This is a genomic window from Sulfitobacter marinus, assembly GCF_900116285.1.
Taxonomy (GTDB): Bacteria; Pseudomonadota; Alphaproteobacteria; order Rhodobacterales; family Rhodobacteraceae; genus Sulfitobacter; species Sulfitobacter marinus.
The window spans coordinates 1-15,255 of sequence record NZ_FPAJ01000003.1; the positions used below are offsets into that span (position 1 = coordinate 1).

Genomic DNA, 15,255 nt, shown 5'->3' on the forward strand with positions numbered 1-15,255 from the left:
TCAAAACTCCACGACGGCGCGGATTGATTTGCCTTGGTGCATCAGGTCGAAGCCGTGGTTGATGTCGTCCAGCGTCAGTTTGTGGGTGATCATCGGGTCGATCTCGATCTTGCCGTTCATGTACCAGTCCACGATTTTGGGAACATCGGTGCGGCCCTTGGCCCCGCCAAATGCGGTCCCGCGCCAGACACGACCTGTGACCAGTTGAAACGGCCGGGTCGAGATTTCGGCACCTGCGGGGGCGACCCCGATGATGATGCTTTCACCCCAGCCCTTATGCGCCGCCTCAAGCGCCTGGCGCATGACTTTGGTGTTGCCGGTGGCGTCGAAGGTGTAATCGGCACCGCCCTTGGTCAGCTCAACCAGATGGGCCACCATGTCGCCGTCAACCTTGGTCGGGTTCACGAAATCGGTCATGCCGAAATAGCGGCCGGTTTCTTCCTTGTCGTCGTTCAGATCGACGCCCACGATTTGATCCGCGCCGGCCAGACGCAGCCCTTGGATTACGTTCAGGCCAATGCCGCCCAACCCGAAGACAACGCAGCGCGCGCCGATCTCGACTTTGGCGGTGTTGATAACCGCGCCAATGCCCGTGGTAACGCCGCAGCCGATATAGCAGATTTTATCGAACGGCGCGTCCTTGCGGACTTTAGCCAGCGCGATTTCGGGGACAACCGTGTGATTGGCAAAGGTCGAGCACCCCATGTAGTGGTGGATCGGCGTGCCATCGAGCATCGAAAATCGCGTGGTGCCGTCGGGCAGCAGGCCCTGGCCTTGGGTGACGCGAATGGCCTGGCACAGGTTGGTTTTGCCTGACAGGCAATATTCGCATTCGCGGCATTCAGGGGTGTAGAGCGGGATCACGTGATCGCCGACCTCAAGCGTGGTCACACCCTCGCCGACCTCCATCACGATGCCTGCGCCCTCGTGGCCCAGAATGGCGGGAAAAATCCCTTCGGGATCATCGCCCGAACGGGTGAATTCATCGGTGTGACACAGGCCCGTGGCCTTCATCTCAACCAAAACCTCGCCCCGCTTGGGACCCTCAAGGTTCACCTCCATGACCTCAAGCGGTTTACCCGCCTCAACAGCTACTGCCGCCCGTGTTCTCATACAGAATCCCCCCAGCATTCATGGCATTGGCTGCCAGATTTACGTTTGGATCAGTATGGTAACCGCCCGATTTGCAAATCAACTAGGACAATGGTGGGTATTGGGTGCAATGGACTTGCGCGCGATGCTTGGCCATAGTTGCGGTACAAATTCGGGGGCCATAATGACCTTGTCCAAGCATCTCTCGCTATCGGTTCTTCTGATGGGGCTGGCCCTTCCCGGTCAGGCCGCTGATTTTTCGGATCCGACATGGCCTTGTGTGCAGCGCAAGGTCGAAACGCTATCCTTGGGGTTGATGTGGCCCTTTCCGGTTGACCCTGACGCCATGCCCGAAGACGCCAAAACCCGCGCCGAGATCGACGATCTGGCAAGCCATTTGTCCTTGCGGCGGGTCAATCTGGACGCGGTTCGGCCGCAGGTAGAAGGATTTGCCAAGGCATATGAAGGCGATCCCAAGCTGCTTGGTTTGGTGTTTTCCCGCGCGTTCGAGACGCTTTCGGAGCGTAGAACACGAATCATTGGCGGCATTGGCGACTTTTCCCTAAGCCAGATTGCGCTGGCCAAACAGATCGACACCGCCCGTTCCGAGATGGATGCGATCATGGCCAAGGCCAAGCCGGATTATGATCGGGTAGACGCGTTGGAAGAACAGCTGGATTGGGACCAGATCATTTACACTGATCGGCAGCGCAGCATTCAGTATATTTGCGAGACACCGGTTCTGCTTGAACGCCGCCTGTTCGGAATCGCGCAGATGCTGCAACAGGTCGTGGTGGATAAAGGTTAATCCGGCGCGGTCAGTCCTCCCATTCCAGCTCGGTAAAGGCAGCTGTTGCATTGCGCGGATTATAGGCGTCGAACAGCTCCCAATGGGCGGCCTGTGATTGCGCGATTATCTCAACCGCCTCCCCCAATCTGGCACCTTCCGAAATCGCGGCACGCGTGTCTGTTTCCAGCGCGTTCAGGTAGCTTTTCATTCCAGCCAAACCGCCTGGCCAATCCAGCGCAGGCCCGCCATGCCCGGGGATCAGCCGGGTCAGTTCCATCTTTTGCAGCTCTGCCAGCACCGCCTGCCATCCGTTCAGGCTGCCGTCCAGCGCGGGTATGTGGCGGTGAAATATCAGGTCGCCCGCAAACAGCGTTTTGGTGTTCTGGTCCAGCACCGTGAAGTCGGCAGCGGTATGGGCCACGGGCCAAGCCCGAAGTTCCAAAACGCGCCCGCCCAAATCAATGTCCAGCCTATCCTGAACCACCTGGTCTATTGGTACGGCTTGCGTTCCCAGAAACTGCTCAGACCCGATCAAACGCTCCAGACTTTCAAGATAATTGGCTTGTCTGTCCGACAGCGCCCGCGGCAGGTTAGCATGGCCAATGATCTGCGCGCCAGCCTCCGAAAAAGGGGCCGCGCCCAGCGCGTGATCCGGGTGCATGTGGGTCAACACAACATGAGTTACTGGACGATCTGTACGCAACCGTATCGCCCGCCACAATGCCTCTCCCGTCCAGCGGGCTGCGCCCGTGTCAATTACCGCAACGCCATGCGTGCCAATGATGAAGCCCAGATTTGAGACGTCCCCGCGGTTGGTTTTACTTGGCTCCTCGATCAGGCCCATATGGACAAAGACGCCCGCGGCGACCTCGGCGACTTCCAGCGGCTCTGCCATGGGTTTACAGGTCGGGTCGCCCAGAACGCCAAGACCATCGAAGCTGCCCAAGGACGGCGCGGATGCGGCAAGCGACGCAATGCAGGCCTCGCGGGTCATGGCCTCGTGACCTGACAGCAACTGGTCGCGGCACGGCCCGTCGCTTAGCGTCAGGCACAGTGATACGACGGCTTCAAACACATGTAGTCCCCTCGAAATAATCCCGGCACAGCGTCCGCAGCATACCACCCAAAACGCCGGGACTATCGTTTCACACGAAATCGTGACGCCCAATCAGCCATAGGTATCAATGTATTTTTCGTGATTACTATGCGATAAACCCGGTGATTGGATGCCCAAGGAGACTGCAATGCTCTTTAAACTGACAATTACCGCTATTCTGGCCACGCTGTGCGCGGGCCCTGTTTGGGCGACCGAGACGGCGCAAAACCCGCTTCAATCCAGCGCGACGTGGGATGATCTTAGGGGGGATGTGGTCGGCGATGCGCAACTGGCAAGTGCGGATGACCTGCTGAGTATTGACGCCCCCTACCGCGCGCATGATGCCGCGACGGTACCCATTGTCCTGAAACAACTAGATGATACCGCGACCATTTCCGCCGCCACGGTGGTGATTGACGACAACCCCGCGCCCGTCGCTGCCGTGTTCGGTTTCGGCAAGGATATGGGCGTGCTGGATTTTGAAATGCGGGTGCGGGTCAACCAATATTCCAACATCCGGGTTATCGCTGAAACGCAGGACGGTCTTTTTATGACGGGCCGCTATGTCAAAGCGTCGGGTGGCTGTTCAGCACCCGCCACCAAAGACCCTGAGGCCGCTCTTGCGGGTATGGGCGCGATGAAGCTGCGGCAGTTCGCCGGCGATAGCGTTCAGATGTCGATCCCGCGCCGCGAAGCGCAAATTATGATCCGCCACCCCAATTATTCGGGGTTGCAGCGCGATCAGATCACACAGCTGTTCATTCCCGCACATTTCATCGACCACATGGAAGTCTGGCAGGGCGACGCGTTGCTGTTCACCATGGATGGCGGCATTTCAATCTCTGAAAACCCAGTGTTCCGCTTCGCCTATAACGACAACGGCGCGGCGGTGCTTGTGATCAAAGCCACCGATACCGAAGGGAATGAATTCGAGACCGTATTGCCCAAATCTGTCAACGGATGAACCGCGCATAGGGCACCTGCGGTCACGTTAAAAACAGACAATCTCGGCTTCGGCTTGTGCACGCCGCATATCGGCGACCAGATGCTCCGCGATTGAGGCGTTTTTGAAAATCGACATCCGTTCACCGCCGACACGGCGCATGGATAACACGGTCTCGGCCTGCAGATATTGCGCATAGGGCAGGATCGATGCGATCTCGTCGATTGAACAGGCGCAGCGATCCAACATTTCGCGGGTTTGCCCGTTCGTGACCATACAGGCGAACACATAATCCGCACGCGCGGCCGTCGGATAGTCGTTCAATCTGTCCGCCACAGATTGTGCAAAAGCCCCCCCCGCGGTGATAACGATCACTGTAATAGCGCTGACCAGCCGCTTCATTTCGTATCCTCTAGGTGGTCGAACGACAGCTCTGACCGATACACGTCGCCGCCAGCGGCCTCGGCCACGAGGCTTAGATACCAGCCGGGCACCTCTTCGGACATTGTAACGCGCAGCTCAAGATCGCCAAAACCCTTCATCCTGTTCTGGTTCTTATCGCCCGCAAACGGATAAAGCCGGATCGTCTGGGTTTTGACAACGCGGCCCTCAAACTGCGCCTCGCCGACCTCAATATCAGACGGATTAATCAGCGCCTCTTTGACGCGGTTGCGAATATAGAAAGGGCTGCCGCCCGCCGATTCCGCCATATCCCGCACAGCGGCTTCGTAGAAATACATGATCATCGGGTTGCCTACATTGGCTGGAAACGTCCCCATCACACGATGTTTGCCGTCTTGCTGGAATTCCAGTATCGCCATCGAAGGATCCCCCTTGCGAAAGCTAAGCGCGACATGGCCGGTGTCGCGTGTGCCAGCTTCGGGGTTCAACGCATTCACGACAACGCGTCGATATACCAGTGCCGTGTCCCGATTGACATCATCCAGCGTCCCATTGCGGAACAGCATGTCATAGGTTTGATCGCCCCCCAGCGGGGCAGCCATGCCGCCCCCCGCGAGTGTGATCGCAAAGACGACAGCAGCCAAGGTTTTGGTGATCATTGTTATATCCTCTCGTGGTCAATTGTGCGGACCTTGCGCATCACTGTCACCGTCGACTTTTGTCTATACTTCCTGTTTGATCTGCCCTGACGGATTCGCCGGCGGCTTATTTGAGCTGATTTTCCATTCGATCAAGCCACGAAGGCGCAGCAAATCCGCGGGTTTTGTCATCACAGATATGTTGTTTTGCTCGCCTGTACGTCTGACCGTTTCGCTACGGTCTGCAGTCACCAAGATCGCAGGAACCTGAGCACCGGTCATCGCGCGAATTTCCGATATCGCCCTAATGCCCGTATCCGCACCATCCAACTGGTAATCCGCCAGAATGATATCCGGGGCCATCCCCATGTCTTTTACAAACTCCACCGCTTGATGGGTGGAACTGGCGGACAAGACGCTCGCCCCCCACTGTTGAAGCCACTGCGTGGTGCCATATAGCACATCCGCGTCATTCTCGATGACCACCACAATATGATCCACTGAGTCCGCCTCAAGCTCGCGAACAGGGATATGCTGCGCCGCGACAGGCGCTGCGTCATGCACGATGTCCATTTCGATACTGAAAACGGACCCAAGGCCGGGCTTGGATCGCACGCTTAGACGGTGGCCCAGCAATCGGCACGCGCGGTCGACAACCGACAGCCCCAACCCGACGCCCGACCCGATCGGTACGTTTTCGGCACGGGTGAATTCATCAAAAATACGCGCTTGATCCTTGCGGCGGATACCGATCCCGGTATCCCACACCTCAAGAACGATTTTGTCGCCCTTGCGCCGACACCCGAATAAAACCCGACCGCCAACATTGGTGTATTGTATCGCGTTGACCACAAGGTTCTGCACCGACCGCAGCAAATACACCGGATCAGAGCGCACAAATACCGAACTTGGCACCACATCCAGCTGTACTGATTTTTGTTCTGCCAGCAGCATCTGGTCTGATTTAACGCCCATCATAATGGTCCCAAGGTTCACATCACTGGGCGACACCATGTCGGGGTCCGCGCTTTCAAGCCGCGATATATCCAGCAAGGAATGCAACAAGTATTCAGCTGATGCAAATGCCCCGCCCAACCGTTCGACCATGGGCAAGAACCGGGTCTCACGGGTTGTTTCCTCTAACGTAGAGATCAGCAATTTCGCGGCATTGATCGGCTGAAGCAAATCATGGCTCGCCGCCGCCAGAAACCGTGTTTTGGAGGACACCGCAGCTTCTGCGCGCTCCTTGGAGATGCGCAATTCCTCTTCTACCCGCGCTTTTTCTTCGTATTGCGCAGTCAATTGTTCATTGGCGTGGGTCAACTCCGCCGTGCGCTCCATCACCCGGTTTTCCAACAGCTCGGTCGAGCGTGCCTCAAGGGTCACGTCCTTGAGTTCCACCAGAAAATGGCCGTCTGGTAAAACGTTGGCATAAACGTCCAATACCCTATCTGCACCATGCAGCACGCGGCGGCTTAGTGACCCTTTGTTCACCATCTCTTGCCGCCACGCTTCCATCTGCGCCAGCACGCTATCCTCGATCAGATTGCGATGCGTCATGTACCCCATCAGTGATTGCACCGGGGTTCCCGGTTGAAAGGCGGATAATGGCACACCCAGAATGGCACCAAAGCGCCCGTTATGCATCATCACCTGTCCTTCGGCAGAAAAGGTGCAGACGCCTGCGCTCATATTTTGGAAAACCGCCTGAAGATAGTCCTCCTGCTGGTCTATCAGGTGTTCCTTTTCGCGCCTGTTATGCTGCACCAGTGTGGTAATTTCCGTCAGCAACAACACCGTGTTCTCAGGCGAGGTTTTCTGCACGCTCAGCTGATACCAGCGGTCGCGCAGCAGCTCGGCCACGATGGACATTGCCGGATCAGATGCGCCCGCCGCTTCCAGTTCGTCGGACACATTCAACAGCTTGCGGTTGGTTGACACCAAAAACCGGCTGGTCGCCATCAGTTCAAAGTACAGCTTCAGCTCAAGCTGCGGCACAACCTTAGTTGAAATGTCGGGCAATAGCTCTTGGAATAGTTCATTGCAGATGTTCAATCGGCCATCGGTGAACAGCGCAAAACCTTCCTCCATCGAGGCCAACGCTTCGACCAGCGCTTTGCGCGTGCGCTCGCGTTCATATCGGGCGCTTTCCAGTTCCAAGGTCTGTGCCGCGACCTGCTGTTGCAGATCAATCGCCGACTGAAATGCGCGATAGGCCGAGGGACCTACATCTTTTTGCTGGCTGGCACGGCGCACCAACGCATCGATGATTTTTGACTGCCTTTCCACCTGCTCCGGCAGCGGTGCTCGAGGATCAATCATCGTCAAAAGAATGTCCTCTCATCCGGCACGAAAAAGGCCACGCCAACAAGGGTTTGGTTCATATGCACGCCGCAATGCTGCTCTCCGTAGGTGTTGAACCCGAACAGCCGCGCGTCGGCTAATATTTCCGACACGGCCCCGCCAAGTTGCTTTTGTTCGATTTCAAGCTTGCGCAGGACGCAGTCGAAGCCAAGGATGAAATCCGGGCGCTGGCCACGCCTGTCGCGAATGTCCAAACCGGTTTTAAGCGTCTTGGTGATCTCTTGTCCTAACCCCAGCGTCATGATCAACCCATCATCAATGGCCGCCAGAAAAGACAACGCCCCATCCTCGTCTGCGTCGGAAATGGCGCGCACATAGTGATTGCCATTGTATTGGATCAACAACGGGTTCTCGGCAAAAATCTCGGGCGACAGATCCTCGACCGAACTGCCCACCAAACGGGCATATTCCTGCGCCGCAGGGGCACCGTTAATCTCGAATACTTTGCGTTGCTCAGGGTCGGCATCTGTAACAACAATGTCCAATCCTGCAGGCAGGAAATGATCAAAGCCGACCCCTTGGAAAGGCAGGTCGGTTTCCACCAACAACAACACCGCCGCGTCACTAAGTGCGTTGCCTTTGTGCAGCACAAAGGTCTTTTCAAACAAAAGCCCATCGCCCGCAGATCCGCCAAAAATAGGCAGATCGGTGAGCACGGCTTCTAGTGTTGAAATGAGAATGTCTTCCTGCTTGGACAGTCCGTCCGCGAAAATCAGCCCCAATCGATGCCAGCCTGCCGTGTGCTGAAAGCGTTGATCCGCGCGCTGCGCCTGGGCGGCAACATCGGTGGATGACAACGGGTTCATTGGTTCAAACAGGACCGAAGAACAGCGAAAATGGCTTTTGGGAAAGGCGATCAATAACAGCGCATTGACCTCATAGCCTTGGGTTGTGATCTGCCCCGCTGTCGAACAACCAAAAACCGGTAAACCATGCAGCGTATCATCCAAGACGGATGCAACGACCTGACAATCCAAATGGCCCGGCACAAAGCACAAGACAAAACAGGTGGCGGCGTTTTGGATCTGCGCCGCCGCCTCGCGTGCCGCTTGCTCTGCATCAGGTGCCCGCGAAACCGCCACCCGAACACAGGTCGGGCCGGTCTGCCCAGGGGGTGTGTGCAGCATGGTTAATGCCTAAGAAAGGCGCGCGCTTCCGGCTCATCCCCGAACTGCTGCGCGATTGCGCCTTCGACCATTACAACGGCCTGCGTGCGGTTACGAACACCCAGTCGGCGCAGCAACGCCGTGATATGCGCCTTGACCGTTGCTTCGGCCAGCGACAGTTCATAGGCGATTTGCTTGTTGGCTTTGCCCCGGCAGATCAGCCGCATGATCCGCTTTTGCTGCGGTGTCATCTCTGCCAGTTTGGGGTGGTCAAACTTAGACCATATCCCATCGCGGTCCCCTTCGCTGGGTTGCTGAAACCCCTTGGGCACATAAACGCCGCCCGCCATAATCTCAGCCAGGGCACCACGCAGGGCCTGCGCGGATGTGTCTTTGGGCAGAAACCCCGACGCCCCATCGCGCAGCAACGAATGCACCAGCTCAAACGATGCCAGCGAAGAAATCACCAGTACACGCGAGTCTGGAAAATGTTTTCGCAGGGTACGAAAACCGGAAATCCCCGTGACATCCGGCAGTTTTAGATCGAACATAACAAGGTCCGGCTCAAAACCGCCCTTTGCCATTTCCAAAGCGCCTTTCAGGGTGCTTGCCTTGCGAATATCGCAATCCTCAAACACCAGTTCCAACGCGGATTCCAAGGCGTCGCTGTATAGTGGATGGTCATCAACAATCAGCATGGACGACACAAAATCCTGCTGTATTGGCACACCGAAATGTTCCATGAAACTAGTCCTCCCAAACACGATGCTACGGAGAACAACAAACTTTTCAACAGATTCCGCAAAATAAACTCAATTTATGCGGGAAGTTGCCAATCGCACTTGTTTTATCGTAAATCACGAAATCGGCTGTTGATCCTTGGTGCCCGCGCCAGATGCCCGCAGGAAATCGCGGGCGAAATCTTTTATAGAATCGGGCTGGCCTTTCGGGTCAAACAGCACCAGATCTAGCTGGTGTAACAGGGCTTGGCGGCGCGCGGTTATTCCATCGCGCCGAAGCATCGCAGCCGCGTAGCTCCGCATTTCTGCCGCGTGGCCTGCCCGTGCCGCCCGGCGCAGCTGAAGGGCCAGCGGATCGGCCCACCAAAACCGCCTGAGGGCGGGCGAACCGGAAATCCGGTGCCCCCTTTGGGCAACAAACACCCCTCCGGCGCAAATCAAGGCGGCTAAGGTTGCCATCGGCCAGCCCGGCAATTGCGCTGAAGCCCCACGCATCTTACCCGTCGCCGTGTCATCCTGATCAGGCGTTACCGATCCGTATGCGACCCTTTGCGCGGAAATCGTAACCTGCCGGTCCACGCGGTTTATCGTGTCGAAATAGGTAAAGCTTAGCGGTTCAACGATGGTCGATGTGTCGTTGCTGGGCCGGATCGTCCAGCGCCAATAGGCGAATGCTTTCGGCCCCTGCGGCGACAGTTCGACAAAGCGTTTTTCCGGGTGTGGAAAGATCATTGCAGACGGCGAATGCAGGGTTGGCATCGGCGGGATCATTTCAGCGGTGGCACCCAAGGCCTCAATCCGCACGACCCGCAAGACGCCCTCGCCCGGCACCAACTGATCAGGCGCATTCGACCACTGGTCCGACACCTTCAGGGAGTGGGTTGGGAACCACCAATCCTCGTTTGTCGGTGCCGCGACAACATCAATCGTGACCGGTGCCGACATAATCTGATGGTCAAACCAATCGTCGCTGTCGTCGGTCAGGGTCAGATTGTGTGTGAATGCCCCGACGGTCAGCGCACCGGGTTTGGACGGATAGATGGCCATGCGCCGCCGGAACGTTTTGACCAGCTCGCCATTGATCCGCTCATCTCGCCACGTGTCATCGCCCAACTGGCTCCAGCTGAACCCTTCAAAGTCCGGTTGAACCAGTTTTTCGCGGGTGATGTGACGCCGATATATCCCCTTGATCGTAATTAGCACCATTTCACCCACAAACGGCGTATACCCCGTTTCGGTCACCTCCACCGACAATTCCAGATCTTGCGGCAGCACCGTTTTTGATTGCGCCATCGCCAGCCCCGGCAAGGCCGTCAGGATCAAAACCATCAGCCATCTCATCGCGGATCCTCCGCTTTGGGCGGTGACAGGCCCAGCTTTCTGCGCCGCTTGTGTTCTTGCAAAATCCGAGCCGCCAGATAGTCACCGGGCACATCAGCCAGTTGGGCAAGCCAACGGGTATCTGCCAGCATGAACTTGTCATCAAATATCCGCCGCACGCCTTGGCGGCCCCGACTGTCCAGTTGCGCCAAACCCAGCATCGTGTTGTTGTTGGTCACGTCGCTGCCCGTCCCCGCTGCACGCGCATTGCCCCGCGCGACAAAGCTGTCCGCTTCGGCCCCGTCTTTTCGCGTTTCAAACAGGGCAAGCGCCTCTGGATCGATGCCAAGACCCGCGTAAAATGCCGCCACCACATCGAAATTGGCCTGCGCGTCCGGATGTCCACGTGCATGGGCCATATCAAATGCCTCTAGGGCAGCGGCGTAATTGCCTGCATGGGCCTCTGCATTGCCCAGATTATAGAAGGCACCTGCCTGCGCGAACCGATCTGCCGCCGCATCGAAATCCCCCGCACGAAACAACGCGACCCCATGCCATGTCGGATCATAAAATAGCGGTGCCGCGACGCTCGGTAGCCCCATTGCCAAAAACACGCGCCCGAAAGGCGCAGTGCCTCCCGTTATCAGACCAAGGGCCAAGGCCAGCGCGGATATAATAGCAAGCGCCCTCATGCAATTTGCCTGCGAAACAGCAGCAGCAACGGGAACAGTGCCAGCAACAACAGGTAACGGCCCATGTCTTTCCAAAATATCAGCGGGTAGTCTTGAGCCTCCAGCCGCGTGCGGGCCGTTTCATTGATCCACGCCGCAAATACGTCGCTTTGATCCAGTGTGAATACCCTGCCAGCGCCCGCTGCCGCATGGGTATCTATCGCCGCAGACGGCGCGTTCAGGGATACAACTGATAGCCGCGCACCCTGCCCCGCGATAGTGGCCGCTTGGCGCAATGATGCCGCGCCCAACCCATCGCCGTCCGTAAAAAGGATCACGTCGCCCGCGATCACTTGCGCCTCGCGCAGCAGATCGCGGGCCAGCATTAACGCCCGTTCAGGGCGGGTGCCAACATCTGGCACGGTCTTGGCATCAAGCAACGACAACGTCTGGCCCAACTGCAAGTGATCCAGCGTCATATCCACGGCAGCATAGGCATCGCCGGCATAGACGATCAGCCCGCCGGGGCGGGTGCCCAGCGACGCCGACCCGAACCGTGCCATCGCCTGCATCTGCGGCCAGCGCACGTCGTCTGTCACGCTGGCGGATGTGTCGATCACAAACAAAACCCCGTCGAGATTTCGAAACGACACCGTATCGCGCCGTTCAATCGCGGGGCCGGACAGGGCCAGCAATGCAATCGCCACCACGGCCAGCATCGCCAACACCGGTACGCGGCTTGACGATGTGTCGATTCGCCCCAACGCAGCCATGGCTCGCAGCAACGCGGGATCGCTGGCCTTTTGCCAATCGCCCAGCCCGCCCCGCCGCGTCAAAAGCCACCAACCCACCAGCGCCAACACCGGCAACCCAAGCAACCACCAAGGCCGCAAAAGGATGATGTCTATGCCGCTCACGACAGCTCCCTCCACGCGAGCCAAAGCCCCAGCAACGCGGCAAAACTGGCAGGCCACGGCCAATAATCGCGAAACACCTCTGCGGCCAATCCGTCGCTGTCGGTGGATTCCAAACGGTCCAACGCATCGGCCACCTGCGCCAAATCTTTTGTGGTTTTGACGCGAAAACTCTCACCGCCCGAAATCTCGGAAATCGCTCGCAAGGTGGCCGCATCCACAACGCCGCGCTCGCCTGCCTCTGCCGTCGTCAGATCCTTGGGGCCAAGGGCAATCGTATGGACCCGCACCCCCATTTGCGCAGCCAGCTCGGCCACACCGCGCGGGTTGGTCGCCCCCGCATTGTTCACCCCGTCCGACAACAGGATCACGACCCGTGACGCCGCATCGCTTTGCGCCATCCGCTTGAGCGCAAGGCCCAGCCCATCGGAGATGTTGGTCGCGCGACCTGATATGCCGATTTGCGCCTCTTCAATCCGGCGCGCGACTGCTTCGACGTCAAAGGAAAACGGCGCGGCGTAATAGGCCTCTGACCCGAATACGATCAGCGCAACACGGTCACCCCCGCGCCGTCTGGCAAAATCAGCGCCAACGGTGGTGACCGCCTCAAGCCGGGTCAGCGGCTCGCCCCCTAGATGAAAATCATCGCGCACCATCGACCCTGACAGATCCAGAACAATCGCCAGATCGCGCCCCGTGACCTTGAGCGCTGACACAGGTGCAAGGTCACGCGGGCCGGAAATCGCAAGGATCAACAGCCCCCAAATGACCCATAAAATACCAAAGCGCAGGCGCAAACCGCCGTCCAGCGTCCGGCGCTGCTGCGCCGCGATCAACGCCTCGCCGATCCTACCCGGCACCCTGATCGCGCCCCCAGCCATCGGTGCCGCGCCAAAGAGCCACATCACCAACAAGGGCAGCGGCAGCAGCACCAGGAACCATGGATCGGCAAGCTCAAACAAGGCGCGCGACCTCCGCCTCCAGCGTGGCGATATCCACGCCGCCCTCCGGCTGATAAAGCGCACCTTTGATGGCAGCGTACCGCTCGGGCTGTGCCTCACGGAACAGGTGCAGCAACGCGACGCGGCGGGCGTCATCCGGCATGTCGGCAATTGCCAATATCTGCGCCCGTAGGTCTGATCCCGCCGCCGGTCGCCGCATGGAAAACAGCCGCAATACCCCTGCAATGATCAAGGCCAAGACGCCGGCAAGCCCCACCGTGACAACGATATCCGCGACAGAACGGCCCGCTGCTTCAACGGGTAGGGTAATATCGCGCAGACTGATCAGCATCGCGGCTTCGCTCATCGCTTGATCGGTCATGCCGCCCGCTCCGCCATAAAGACGGCCGCAAGCCGACGGGCCGTTTGCTCGACCGCTTCGCCAGCATCCAGCACCAGCGCAGTACGCCCAGCGATCTGACGCATTGGGTCAGCCTGACGATGATCCTGCCCACCCAGATGCACCCTGATCCGGCGACCATCGGGCAACCGGATCGGATAGCGCCCGCGCGGCAGATCAGCCGCCTCCGCATCTGTGATCAGCAATAACCGCGGGGACCGCCTTCGGGACAAGGCATTCAGGCGATCTGCCAACCCGGCCCCCGGTGCATCAAACCCCGACGCAATCACCAATTCAGACCCCGGCGGGGCCAGACGGTCGGCGCGAGCAAGGCCCTGATCCAGCGGGGTATCGTCAACCTGCCCGTTGATCATCGCAGCCAACCCATCGGTATGGGCCTGCACCATTCCCCCGATAACATCCAACATGCCACGGGTGCGCCCGCGTGGCATGGCAATGACAGGGCCCGCTGCCGTCAGGGCCAACAGCCCCACGCGACCGCCGCTTTCGACCACGTTCCAACCAACTAACGCCAATGCCTCGGCCCCGGCGACAGAGCGGAACGCCCGCCGGACCCCCCAGAACATCGCCGGACGAAAATCAGCGATCAGCAAGGTGACGCGATCACGTTCTTCTTGGAATTGGCGCACATGCAACCGGCCCGTCCGTGCCGTTGTACCGCAATCCAAATGCCGCAGATCATCACCCACCGCATATTCCCGCGTCGATGCGACCTCTAGCCCGTGGCCCTTGCGCCGCGTGGCAAACCCGCCGGGCAAAGCCGCCAATACAGGGGCCGCATTTGCATTCAACGCCACCCCGCGCAAAGCGATCAGCGCCGCAGACGTAAGGGCAACGCCGGGGGCCTCCAGCGCAGCCGTCACAGCGGTTCGATCGCGGTGACAATATCCGCCACGATATCGCGGGCGCGGCGACCATCCGCGACGGCGCGCCAGCTTAGTACCATGCGGTGGGCAAGCGCATCACCTGCCAAGGCCGCGACGTCCTCGGGCAGGGCGAAATCGCGACCGTGCAAAAATGCACGCGCCTTACTGGCGGCAGCAAGGGAGAGCGAGCCACGCGGCGAAACGGCATGTTCGATATCCTGCGCCAGCGGCCCTTCACGCGTCGCCATCACCAACCGAACGATATAATCGCGCAGCTCCGGTGCCAGATGGACCTGCTGCACCTGCGCGCGGGCCTTCGCCAGATCGGTCAGGGACAGGGACGGCGCAGGCGACGGGGCACCTTGGGCTTCGGCCTCGACCAGATCAAGGATCTGACGTTCCGTTTCGATCCCCGGCAGTTCCAATATGATATGCAGCAAGAACCGGTCCAGCTGCGCCTCGGGCAAGGGAAAGGTCCCGTCATGTTCGATCGGGTTTTGCGTCGCCACCACCAGAAACGGATCAGGCAGCGAATGGGTATCATTGCCGGCCGTGACCTGCCGCTCGGCCATCGCCTCAAGCAGGGCGGACTGTACCTTAGGCGGTGCGCGATTGATTTCGTCCACCAGCACGAGATTGTTGAAAACCGGACCGGGCACAAATTCAAATGTGCCGTCTTGGGGGTGATAAACCGGCGTACCGGTCAGATCAGACGGCATCAGATCGGGGGTGCATTGAATCCGGGCAAAGGACCCTTCGACCGCCTCTGACAACCATTTCACCGCACGGGTTTTGGCCAGACCGGGCGGCCCTTCGACCAGCAGATGCCCGCCTGCTAGCAACGCCACCAACAGCCGCTCGATCAGGGCGTCGTGGCCCACAAGCCCCTGCCCAAGATGTGCCGCAAGCCCCGCCACACCCGCTTGTGGATTATCCGATCCTCTTTTCATG

Annotated in this window: 16 protein-coding genes; 2 read left to right on the top strand and 14 right to left on the bottom strand. The window is 58.8% G+C overall.

What is annotated here, in order from left to right:
* Complete coding sequence (locus tag BM347_RS08870) at positions 1 to 1,113, bottom strand: S-(hydroxymethyl)glutathione dehydrogenase/class III alcohol dehydrogenase (protein ID WP_093914399.1); 1,113 nt, start codon at positions 1,111 to 1,113, stop codon at positions 1 to 3.
* Positions 1,114 to 1,276: 163 nt separating this feature from the next.
* Between BM347_RS08870 and BM347_RS08875 the strand changes: the two genes are divergently transcribed.
* Positions 1,277 to 1,900 (top strand): hypothetical protein, encoded by a 624-nt coding sequence (locus BM347_RS08875; protein WP_093916584.1) that lies wholly within the window; start codon positions 1,277 to 1,279, stop codon positions 1,898 to 1,900.
* Positions 1,901 to 1,910: 10 nt separating this feature from the next.
* Here BM347_RS08875 and BM347_RS08880 read toward each other — a convergent pair whose 3' ends face one another.
* Positions 1,911 to 2,957 carry a quinoprotein relay system zinc metallohydrolase 2 gene (locus tag BM347_RS08880; RefSeq protein WP_093916128.1) on the bottom strand — a complete coding sequence of 349 codons (1,047 nt, stop codon included), beginning with the start codon at positions 2,955 to 2,957 and terminating at the stop codon, positions 1,911 to 1,913.
* A gap of 169 nt (positions 2,958 to 3,126) precedes the next feature.
* Here BM347_RS08880 and BM347_RS08885 point away from each other — a divergent pair, with 169 nt between their 5' ends.
* The gene (locus BM347_RS08885; protein WP_093916585.1) at positions 3,127 to 3,942 is read left to right on the top strand and encodes a quinoprotein dehydrogenase-associated SoxYZ-like carrier; all 816 of its coding nucleotides are present in this window, start codon (positions 3,127 to 3,129) and stop codon (positions 3,940 to 3,942) included.
* A 27-nt stretch (positions 3,943 to 3,969) separates the two neighbouring features.
* Here BM347_RS08885 and BM347_RS08890 read toward each other — a convergent pair whose 3' ends face one another.
* The 12 genes from BM347_RS08890 to BM347_RS08945 form a co-directional block, all read right to left on the bottom strand.
* On the bottom strand, positions 3,970 to 4,323 hold the full coding sequence (locus BM347_RS08890) for a hypothetical protein (protein WP_093916129.1): 354 nt from the start codon (positions 4,321 to 4,323) through the stop codon (positions 3,970 to 3,972).
* Positions 4,320 to 4,982, bottom strand: coding sequence for a hypothetical protein (locus BM347_RS08895; RefSeq protein ID WP_093916130.1), 663 nt, complete (start codon positions 4,980 to 4,982; stop codon positions 4,320 to 4,322). The genes BM347_RS08890 and BM347_RS08895 overlap by 4 nt, the downstream gene beginning before the upstream one ends.
* Positions 4,983 to 5,045: 63 nt before the next feature.
* A complete protein-coding gene (locus BM347_RS08900) occupies positions 5,046 to 7,283 on the bottom strand; it encodes a PAS domain-containing hybrid sensor histidine kinase/response regulator (RefSeq protein WP_093916131.1) in 2,238 nt (745 codons plus the stop codon).
* A 2-nt stretch (positions 7,284 to 7,285) separates the two neighbouring features.
* Positions 7,286 to 8,452 (bottom strand): FIST N-terminal domain-containing protein, encoded by a 1,167-nt coding sequence (locus BM347_RS08905; RefSeq protein WP_093916132.1) that lies wholly within the window; start codon positions 8,450 to 8,452, stop codon positions 7,286 to 7,288.
* Between the two features lie 2 nt (positions 8,453 to 8,454).
* Complete coding sequence (locus BM347_RS08910; RefSeq protein WP_093916133.1) at positions 8,455 to 9,174, bottom strand: LuxR C-terminal-related transcriptional regulator; 720 nt, start codon at positions 9,172 to 9,174, stop codon at positions 8,455 to 8,457.
* 114 nt (positions 9,175 to 9,288) lie between these two features.
* A complete protein-coding gene (locus BM347_RS08915; RefSeq protein ID WP_093916134.1) occupies positions 9,289 to 10,512 on the bottom strand; it encodes a BatD family protein in 1,224 nt (407 codons plus the stop codon).
* On the bottom strand, positions 10,509 to 11,183 hold the full coding sequence (locus BM347_RS08920; RefSeq protein WP_093916135.1) for a tetratricopeptide repeat protein: 675 nt from the start codon (positions 11,181 to 11,183) through the stop codon (positions 10,509 to 10,511). Before BM347_RS08920 ends, BM347_RS08915 begins: the two co-directional genes overlap by 4 nt.
* The gene (locus BM347_RS08925; RefSeq protein ID WP_093916136.1) at positions 11,180 to 12,079 is read right to left on the bottom strand and encodes a VWA domain-containing protein; all 900 of its coding nucleotides are present in this window, start codon (positions 12,077 to 12,079) and stop codon (positions 11,180 to 11,182) included. Before BM347_RS08925 ends, BM347_RS08920 begins: the two co-directional genes overlap by 4 nt.
* Positions 12,076 to 13,038, bottom strand: a complete 963-nt coding sequence (locus tag BM347_RS08930; protein WP_093916137.1) for a VWA domain-containing protein — start codon at positions 13,036 to 13,038, stop codon at positions 12,076 to 12,078. The genes BM347_RS08925 and BM347_RS08930 overlap by 4 nt, the downstream gene beginning before the upstream one ends.
* The gene (locus BM347_RS08935; RefSeq protein ID WP_093916138.1) at positions 13,031 to 13,399 is read right to left on the bottom strand and encodes a hypothetical protein; all 369 of its coding nucleotides are present in this window, start codon (positions 13,397 to 13,399) and stop codon (positions 13,031 to 13,033) included. The genes BM347_RS08930 and BM347_RS08935 overlap by 8 nt, the downstream gene beginning before the upstream one ends.
* Positions 13,396 to 14,301 carry a DUF58 domain-containing protein gene (locus tag BM347_RS08940; RefSeq protein WP_093916139.1) on the bottom strand — a complete coding sequence of 302 codons (906 nt, stop codon included), beginning with the start codon at positions 14,299 to 14,301 and terminating at the stop codon, positions 13,396 to 13,398. Before BM347_RS08940 ends, BM347_RS08935 begins: the two co-directional genes overlap by 4 nt.
* A complete protein-coding gene (locus BM347_RS08945; RefSeq protein WP_093916140.1) occupies positions 14,298 to 15,254 on the bottom strand; it encodes an AAA family ATPase in 957 nt (318 codons plus the stop codon). Before BM347_RS08945 ends, BM347_RS08940 begins: the two co-directional genes overlap by 4 nt.
* Position 15,255 lies beyond the last annotated feature (1 nt).

Excerpts from the sequence above, each read along its gene's own strand:
- BM347_RS08890 (WP_093916129.1), bottom strand. The coding sequence starts at position 4,323 with ATGAAGCGGCTGGTCAGCGCTATTACAGTGATCGTTATCACCGCGGGG.
- BM347_RS08900 (WP_093916131.1), bottom strand. The coding sequence starts at position 7,283 with ATGATTGATCCTCGAGCACCGCTGCCGGAGCAGGTGGAAAGGCAGTCA.
- BM347_RS08875 (WP_093916584.1), top strand. The coding sequence starts at position 1,277 with ATGACCTTGTCCAAGCATCTCTCGCTATCGGTTCTTCTGATGGGGCTG.
- BM347_RS08885 (WP_093916585.1), top strand. The coding sequence starts at position 3,127 with ATGCTCTTTAAACTGACAATTACCGCTATTCTGGCCACGCTGTGCGCG.
- BM347_RS08945 (WP_093916140.1), bottom strand. The coding sequence starts at position 15,254 with ATGAAAAGAGGATCGGATAATCCACAAGCGGGTGTGGCGGGGCTTGCG.
- BM347_RS08870 (WP_093914399.1), bottom strand. The coding sequence starts at position 1,113 with ATGAGAACACGGGCGGCAGTAGCTGTTGAGGCGGGTAAACCGCTTGAG.
- BM347_RS08915 (WP_093916134.1), bottom strand. The coding sequence starts at position 10,512 with ATGAGATGGCTGATGGTTTTGATCCTGACGGCCTTGCCGGGGCTGGCG.
- BM347_RS08895 (WP_093916130.1), bottom strand. The coding sequence starts at position 4,982 with ATGATCACCAAAACCTTGGCTGCTGTCGTCTTTGCGATCACACTCGCG.
- BM347_RS08935 (WP_093916138.1), bottom strand. The coding sequence starts at position 13,399 with ATGACCGATCAAGCGATGAGCGAAGCCGCGATGCTGATCAGTCTGCGC.
- BM347_RS08920 (WP_093916135.1), bottom strand. The coding sequence starts at position 11,183 with ATGAGGGCGCTTGCTATTATATCCGCGCTGGCCTTGGCCCTTGGTCTG.
- BM347_RS08905 (WP_093916132.1), bottom strand. The coding sequence starts at position 8,452 with ATGCTGCACACACCCCCTGGGCAGACCGGCCCGACCTGTGTTCGGGTG.
- BM347_RS08910 (WP_093916133.1), bottom strand. The coding sequence starts at position 9,174 with ATGGAACATTTCGGTGTGCCAATACAGCAGGATTTTGTGTCGTCCATG.